The 7,502-nt window shown below is 71.3% G+C and carries 7 protein-coding genes; 5 read left to right on the forward strand and 2 right to left on the reverse strand.

Features of this window, described 5'->3' with window-relative positions; genetic code table 11:
- Positions 1-11: 11 nt before the first annotated feature.
- Positions 12-419, reverse strand: coding sequence for a VOC family protein (locus tag AB0I91_RS13240; protein WP_498779025.1), 408 nt, complete (start codon positions 417-419; stop codon positions 12-14).
- A 78-nt stretch (positions 420-497) separates the two neighbouring features.
- Entirely contained in the window at positions 498-1,310 is an 813-nt protein-coding gene (locus tag AB0I91_RS13245) for a GntR family transcriptional regulator (RefSeq protein ID WP_230568466.1), read from the reverse strand.
- A 179-nt stretch (positions 1,311-1,489) separates the two neighbouring features.
- Between AB0I91_RS13245 and AB0I91_RS13250 the strand changes: the two genes are divergently transcribed.
- The 5 genes from AB0I91_RS13250 to AB0I91_RS13270 are packed head-to-tail and all read left to right on the forward strand — an operon-like array spanning position 1,490 to position 7,412.
- Entirely contained in the window at positions 1,490-2,734 is a 1,245-nt protein-coding gene (locus AB0I91_RS13250) for an extracellular solute-binding protein (RefSeq protein WP_498779026.1), read from the forward strand.
- Positions 2,735-2,736: 2 nt separating this feature from the next.
- Positions 2,737-3,690: a carbohydrate ABC transporter permease gene (locus tag AB0I91_RS13255; protein WP_499636888.1), complete on the forward strand. Its 954-nt coding sequence runs from the start codon at positions 2,737-2,739 to the stop codon at positions 3,688-3,690.
- A complete protein-coding gene (locus AB0I91_RS13260; protein ID WP_498779029.1) occupies positions 3,687-4,508 on the forward strand; it encodes a carbohydrate ABC transporter permease in 822 nt (273 codons plus the stop codon). Before AB0I91_RS13255 ends, AB0I91_RS13260 begins: the two co-directional genes overlap by 4 nt.
- Positions 4,509-4,526: 18 nt before the next feature.
- Positions 4,527-6,011 (forward strand): beta-N-acetylhexosaminidase, encoded by a 1,485-nt coding sequence (locus AB0I91_RS13265; protein ID WP_499636890.1) that lies wholly within the window; start codon positions 4,527-4,529, stop codon positions 6,009-6,011.
- 18 nt (positions 6,012-6,029) lie between these two features.
- Positions 6,030-7,412, forward strand: a complete 1,383-nt coding sequence (locus tag AB0I91_RS13270; RefSeq protein WP_499636892.1) for a cellulose binding domain-containing protein — start codon at positions 6,030-6,032, stop codon at positions 7,410-7,412.
- Positions 7,413-7,502 lie beyond the last annotated feature (90 nt).

Below are 7,502 nucleotides of genomic sequence, written 5' to 3' on the forward strand. Positions count from 1 at the left end.
GGCGGGCCGGCTCACGTGCCGCTGATGTTGACCATCCAGAAGATGCCGAACCGGTCCTGGCAGGAGCCGAACTCGTCGCCCCACATCTGCTTCTCCAGCGGCACGGTGACCGCGCCGCCGTCGGACAGCTTCTCGAAGTAGCCGCGCAGCTCGTCGGCGTCGTCGCCGCTGAGGCTGACGGTGATGTTGTCGCCGGGGTTGTGCGGCATCCCGGGCGGGGTGTCGGCGCCCATCAGCGTGTAGCCGCTCGGCGTCTCGAGCATGCCGTGCATGATCTTCTCCGCCTCCGGCGCGTCGGCCTGGCCGTACTCGCCGAACGTGTTGAGCCGCAGCGTGCCGCCGAAGACCGATTCGTAGAACTCCATCGCCTCGCGCGCGTTGCCCGCGAAGCTGATGTACGGGTTGAGTCGAGAGGTCACCGTGTCCTCCTCGAAGGTCGTACGGGCGGGCCCATCCTGGCAGCACGGGCGACCGTCCGCAGAGGAGAGCACCGGGGGCTACTGGACGTCACCGGTGGTGGCCGAGCGGACCTGGCCGGAGGACAGGTCGCCGGGCGGGATGCCGGGGTGGTGGCCGGTCCGCGCGCCGGGCGTGGGCGCGGACGGTGCGAGCGACAGCTTCGAGACGATCCGGTAGCGGTCGCCGCGGTACAGCGAGTGCACGTACTCGACGGGACGGCCGGTGGTGTCGTTGGTCAGCCGCTCGAACAGCAAGGCGGGCGCGAACACCGGCACGCCGAGCAGTTCCGACTCGGCGTCGTTGGTGACCGTCGGCTCGATGGACTGCACCGCGTCGCTGACGTGCACGCCGTGGTCGGCGAGGCGGTCGTAGAAGTTGCCGGACTCCATGTCCGCCACCGTGAGGCCGGGCGCGACGGCCACCGGGACGTGCAGGTACTCGATCGCCATCGGCGCGCCGTCGACCAGCCGCAGCCGGGCGATGTAGGTGATCTCGGCCGCCGGCGACACGCGCAGCCTGCGGCCGACCCGGGCGCCGGCCGGGATGCGGGCGTGCTCCAGCACCCGGCTGGTCCACGCGCCGCCCGCCTGCGGCACGGTCATCGCGCGGTCGGCCGACACCAGCTCCTGGGTGATCTTGGCGGGCGCGACGAACGTGCCGCGGCCGTGCTGGCGGATCAGCAGGCCGGTGTTGACCAGTTCGTCCACCGCCGAGCGGAGCGTGGGCCGCGACACCGACAGCTGGGCGCACAGCACCCGTTCGGCCGGGATGGGCGCGCCGGGCGGGTGCGTCTCGATGAGTTCGAGCAGGTAGTCGCGCACCCGTTCGCGCTTGAGGATCGGTTCGGCCATGCAGCCTCGCTTCGTCTTGCCGGTCGTGGACCAGTATGTCAGACCAGTGGTCAGGTCGATAATCTTCAAGATCGAGAGCGCTCTCACCGCTGTGAACTGGGTGTTGACTGTCACATTGGTCTATGCCATCTTCGGGTGGCTCCAGCGGGTTTACCAATTGGTCAGATGAGAGGTGAGACGTGCCGAACCGCTCCGTCGCCTTCGTCCTCGCGTCGTCGCTCGCCCTGTCCGCCTGCGGTTCCGATCCGGGCGCGTCCGGCGGCAAGCAGGAGATCACCGTCTGGCTGATGAAGGACACGGCCACCGACGACCTCGTCAGCCGCTTCGAGACCGAGTTCGAGCGCGACCACCCCGAGCTCGACCTGAAGATCCAGATCCAGGAGTGGAACGGCATCACGCAGAAGGTGACCAGCGCGCTGGCCAGCACCGACCCGCCCGACGTGATCGAGGTCGGCAACACGCAGGTCGCCCAGTACGCGTCCAGCGACGGCGTCACCGACCTGTCCGGCAAGGTCGGCGAGCTCGGCGGCGACGACTGGATCCCCGGCCTCGCCGAGCCGGGCGCGGTGGGCGGCAAGCAGTTCGGGATCCCGTTCTACGCGGCCAACCGGGTCGTCATCTACCGCAAGGACCTGTTCGAGGCGGCCGGCGTGACGCCGCCGAAGACCCGGGACGAGTGGCTGGCCGCCACCCAGAAGCTGGACCAGGGCGACACGCAGGGCATCTACCTGCCCGGCCAGAACTGGTACGTGCTGTCCGGCTTCGTCTGGGACGAGGGCGGCGACCTCGCCAAGCAGGACGGCGGCCGGTGGTCCGGCTCGCTGAACACGCCGCAGGCGCTCGCGGGCGCGGACTTCTACCGGCGGTTGCAGGCGCTGGGCGACGGGCCGAAGGACTCCGACGAGGCCAAGCCGCAGCAGACCGACGTGGTCGCGGGCGGCCAGGTCGCGCAGTTCATCGCGGTGCCCGGCGCGGCGAAGCTCGTCGCCAAGGCCAACCCCGCGCTGGCCGACCAGCTCGGCTTCTTCCCCATCCCCGGCAAGACCGCGGCCACGCCGGGCGCGGTGTTCACCGGCGGCTCGGACCTGATCATCCCGCTCGCCTCGACCCGCCAGGACGGCGCGTACGCCGTGGTCAAGGCGCTGGCCGGGGAGAAGTGGCAGGTCGAGCTGGCCAAGGCGATGAACTACGTGCCGAACCGGACGTCGCTCGCGGACGCGGTCGGCGACGACCCCGGCGCGGCGGCGATGGCGGCCGGCGCGGTCAACGGGCGCGCCACGCCGAACTCGCCGAACTGGGCGGCGGTCGAGGCGCGCAACCCGATCAAGGAGTTCCTGACCGCCGTGCTGACCGGCGCCGATCCGGCGTCCGCCGCGGCCGAGGCGGACGAGGTCATCACCCAGGCGCTCAACTCGGGCGCCTAGCGATGACGACGACGTTGACGCGGGCGGTCGAGCGCCGCCCGCCACCGTCCCCTCCCCCGCCGCGCCGCCGCCGCACGTCCTGGTGGCCCTACCTGCTGATCGCGCCGACCGTGCTGGCCACCGGGTTCCTGCTGCTGTACCCGCTGGTGCGCAACGTGGTCATCTCGATGCAGGAGTTCGGCCTGCCACAGCTGGTGCGCGGGAACGCGCGGTTCGTCGGCCCGGCGAACTACGCGCGGGTGCTGGCGGATCCGGAGTTCTGGGCCGTCGTGCGGCGGACGCTGGTGTTCACCGCGATCAACGTCGTGCTGATCATGGTGCTGTCCACCCTGGTCGCGCTGCTGCTGGTGCGGCTCGGGAAGTGGACGCGGCTGCTGGTGATGTCCGGGCTCGTGCTGGTGTGGGCGACGCCGGTGATCGCGGCGACCACCGTGTTCCAGTGGCTGTTCCAGTCCCGGCTCGGGGTGGTCAACTGGGCGTTGGTCGGACTGGGGTTCGAGGGCTACCGCGACTACACGTGGTTCGCCGACGGTCCCGCCACGTTCGCCATCCTGGTGGCGCTGATCGTGTGGCAGTCCGTGCCGTTCGCGGCGCTGTCGCTGTACGCGGCGATGGTGACGATCCCGTCGGAGCTGTACGAGGCGGCGCGGATGGACGGCGCGGGTGCGTGGCGGGTGTTCGCCGCCATCACGTTCCCGATGCTGCGGGCCATGTTCGGCCTGATCACGTGCCTGGAAGTGATCTGGGTGGTCAAGGCGTTCGTGCAGATCTGGGTCATCTCCCAGGGCGGGCCGGGGCAGGCGACCACGACGTTGCCGGTGTACGCGTTCCAGGTCGCGCAGTCGTTGCAGCGCTACGACCTCGGCGCGGCGGTGTCGATGCTCATGGTGCTGCTGCTCGTGCTGGTGCTGCTGGCGTACTTCCGGCAGATGTACCGGCAGGAGGAGGCCTCGTGACGGGCCGGGTGCTGCGCGGTGTCGCGGCGGTGGTCGTGTTCGTGGTGTCGGTGTTCCCGGTGTACTGGATGGTGCTGACGGCGTTCAAGCCCACGCGCGACATCCAGGCGGAGACGCCGACGTTCCTGCCGCTGTCGCTGACGGTCGAGCACTTCGGCACGGCGGTGTCGGCGCAGGGGTTCTGGTCGTTCTGGCGCAACAGCGTCCTCGTCGCCGGCGGCGCGGTGCTGCTGTCGCTGGTGGTGGCGCTGCTGGCGGCGTTCGCGGTGGCGCGGCTGCGGTGGAAGGGGCGGCGCGGGTTCATCCTGATGGTGTTCGTCGCGCAGATGACGCCGTGGGAGGCGCTGCTCATCCCGATCTACGTGATCGCGCGGGACACCGGGATGCTCGACACGCTCTGGATGCTCACGCTGGTCTACTTCATGATCACGCTGCCGTTCACCGTCGTGACGCTGCGCGGGTTCCTCGCCGCCATCCCGGTCGACCTGGAGGAGGCGGCGCTGGTGGACGGGTGCTCGCGGGCGCAGGCGTTCCGGCGGGTGGTGTTCCCGCTGCTCGCGCCGGGTCTGCTGGCGACCTCGCTGTTCGGGTTCATCACCGCGTGGAACGAGTTCGCCTTCGCCAACGTGCTGATCATCAAGGACCAGGACGACCGCACGCTGCCCGTGTGGCTCTCGTCGTTCAGCAACACGTTCGGCACGGACTGGGGCGCGACCATGGCCGCCTCGACGCTGTTCATGCTGCCGGTGCTGGTGGTGTTCCTCGTGCTCCAGGGCCGGGTGACCACCGGGATCGTCGGCGGCGCGGTCAAGGGCTGACGTTCGTTGGAGGTACTCGTGATCGTGCCACGACCGACCCGGCTGATCCGGCGGCACGGCCGGTTCGCGCTCGACCGCGACACGGCGATCCGGGCCACGCCCGGCGCCCGGGGCGCGGCCCGGCTGCTGCGCGCGCTGCTGCGCCCGGCGACCGGCCTGCCGTTGCCGCTGCACGAGGACGGCCGGGTCGTGCTCGCGTTGGACGAGCGGCTGGTCGGGCTCGGCGACGAGGGCTACGCGCTGACCGTGAACGAGCACGCGGTGGTGTTGCGCGCGGCGACGCGCCACGGGCTGGCGCACGGCGTGCAGACGATCCGGCAACTGGTGTCGCCCACGGCGTTGGGCTCGCGGCCGGTGTCCGGTGTGGACTGGACGGTGCCCGGCGTGGACGTCCGTGACTCGCCGCGGCTGCCGTGGCGGGGTGTGCTGCTGGACGTGGCGCGGCACTTCCAGCCGGTCGGCGTGGTGCGCCGGTTCGTCGACCTGATGGCGGTGCACAAGCTGAACGTGCTGCACCTGCACCTGACCGACGACCAGGGCTGGCGGATGCCGGTGCCACGCCACCCGCGGTTGACCACGGTCGGCGGGTGGCGCGCGGAGAGCATGGGCGACGGCGTGCCGCACGGTGGTTCGTACACGCGCGCGGAGCTGGCCGGGCTGGTGTCCTACGCCGACGAACGCGGCATCCGGATCGTGCCGGAGATCGAGATGCCCGGTCACGCCCGCGCCGCGCTCGCCGCCTACCCGCACCTGGGCAACTTCCCCCGGCGGCGGTTGCCGGTCTGGACGCGGTGGGGCGTCAGCGACGAGGTGTTCGGCGTGGACGACGCCGTGCTGGAGTTCTGCCGGGACGTGCTGGACGAGGTGATCGAGGTGTTCCCCGGCCGGCACGTGCACCTCGGCGGCGACGAGTGCCCGACCTCGGAGTGGGAGTCCAGCCCCGGCGCGTCACGGCGGGTCCGGCGGGAAGGGCTGGCCGGGCCGCACGAGCTGCACGGCTGGTTCCTGCGCGCGATGGCCGACCACGTGGCGGGGCGCGGGCGCACGCCGGTGTCGTGGGAGCCGATCGGCGACCCGCGCGTGGTGGTGATGCCGTGGCGTGACGCGGCGGACGCGCGAACCGCGTTGGACCTCGGGCACGACGTGGTGATGACGCCGCACCGGTCGACCTACCTGGACTACCCGCAGTCCGCCGACCCCGACGAGCCCGCCGGGCAACCGGGCCTGGTGGTGACCGCGCGGGACGTCTACGACCTGCCGCTGCCGGACGGCGTGCTCGGCGCCCAGTGCGCGCTGTGGACGGAGTACGTGCCGACCGCGCACCACCTGGAAAGGCTGGCGTACCCCCGGCTGGCGGCGCTGGCCGACACGCTCTGGGCGCAACGCCCGTCCTGGACCGACTTCACCGAACGGATGCGCGCGCACACCGGCCGCCTGAGCGCGCTGTCCGTGCCCCTGTCGAGGAAGGAGGACGACGCCCGCTCCCCTGTCCCACCCTGCTGACTTGAGGAGAGAACCGAAGTGCACGCACGCATGATCGCCGCGATCGGAGCCGCCGCGGTGTCCGTCGCAGCGCTGGTGGCCGCCCCGATGGCGTTGGCCGCCGACGTGGTCACCGCCCAGTACCGGACCAGCGCGTCCGGTGCGACGACCGACCAGGTCGAACCGTGGTTGAAGCTGGTCAACACCGGCGGCACGACCGTGCCGCTGAGCGAGTTGAAGGTCCGCTACTACTTCAAGAGCGAGACGCCGGACGTCGGCTACCGCTTCGCGTGCTCGTGGGCGGTGCGCGGGTGCGGCAACGTCACCGGCACGTTCGGCACGCTGACCGGCGGTCCGGCCGACCGGTACCTGGAGGTCGGGTTCACCTCGGGCGCGGGCTCGCTCGCGCCCGGCGCCGACAGCGGTGACCTGCAACTGCGGTTCTACCGGTCGAACTGGGGGCCGATCACCCAGTCCGACGACTACTCGTTCCGCTCGGCGAGCACCTACTCGGCGTGGTCGAAGGTGACCGTGCACCGGGGCGCGACCCTGCTGTGGGGCACTTCTCCCGGCGGCACCGGTCCCACCACGACCACCACGACGACGAACGCGCCGAACCCGAACGGCCCGGCGTTGTTCGACGACTTCAACTACACGGGCTCCGGCGACTCGCGGATCTCCCAGCGCGGCTGGACGGTCCGCTCCGGTGGCGGCGGGCCCGGCGTGCCGGGCGCGGTGTGGGACCCGGCGATGGTGACGTTCCCGACCGTGGACGGCCAGAAGTCGATGCGGCTGGAGTCGTCCAACAACGGCTCGTCCGCGCGGCAGACCGAGCTGTACCACCAGCGGAAGTTCTTCGAGGGCACGTACGCGGCGCGGGTGAAGTTCTCCGACGCGCCGGTCTACGGCCCCGACGGCGACCACGTGGTGCAGACGTTCTTCACCATCACGCCGCTGAACAGCAACCTGGACCCGAACTACGGCGAGCTGGACTTCGAGTACCTGCCCAACGGCGGGTGGGGCGAGCCGGCCAACATCATGTACGAGACGACCTGGGAGACCTACCAGAACGAGCCCTGGATCGCCGACAACGTCCACACCGAACAGCGGCAGAGCTACGCCGGCTGGCACGACCTGGTGATCCAGGTGTCCGGCGGCCGGGTGAAGTACTTCATCGACGGCGCGCAGGTGGCCGACCACGGTGACAAGTACTACCCGGAGACCCCGATGTCGCTCAACTTCAACCTGTGGTTCATCTCCGGCGGCCTGGCGGGCGCGCCCGGCGACCGCGCGTACCAGCAGCACGTGGACTACGTGTACTTCGCCAAGGACCAGGTGCTCAGCCCGGCCCAGGTGCAGTCCCGCGTCGCCGGCTACCGCACGTCCGGCGTGGACCACGTCGACACGGTGCCCGCGAGCTGAAACCGGCCCCGGGGCCGGCGGCGGCGGCCGCGGGGCCCGGGGTGCGGGGGGCCCCGGCGCGCAGTGCGCGCGGGGGCGGGTGGGGAGGGC

Source organism: Actinosynnema sp. NPDC049800 (assembly GCF_040656635.1).
GTDB lineage: Bacteria > Actinomycetota > Actinomycetes > Mycobacteriales > Pseudonocardiaceae > Actinosynnema.

Excerpts from the sequence above, each read along its gene's own strand:
- AB0I91_RS13245 (WP_230568466.1), bottom strand. The coding sequence starts at position 1,310 with ATGGCCGAACCGATCCTCAAGCGCGAACGGGTGCGCGACTACCTGCTC.
- AB0I91_RS13255 (WP_499636888.1), top strand. The coding sequence starts at position 2,737 with ATGACGACGACGTTGACGCGGGCGGTCGAGCGCCGCCCGCCACCGTCC.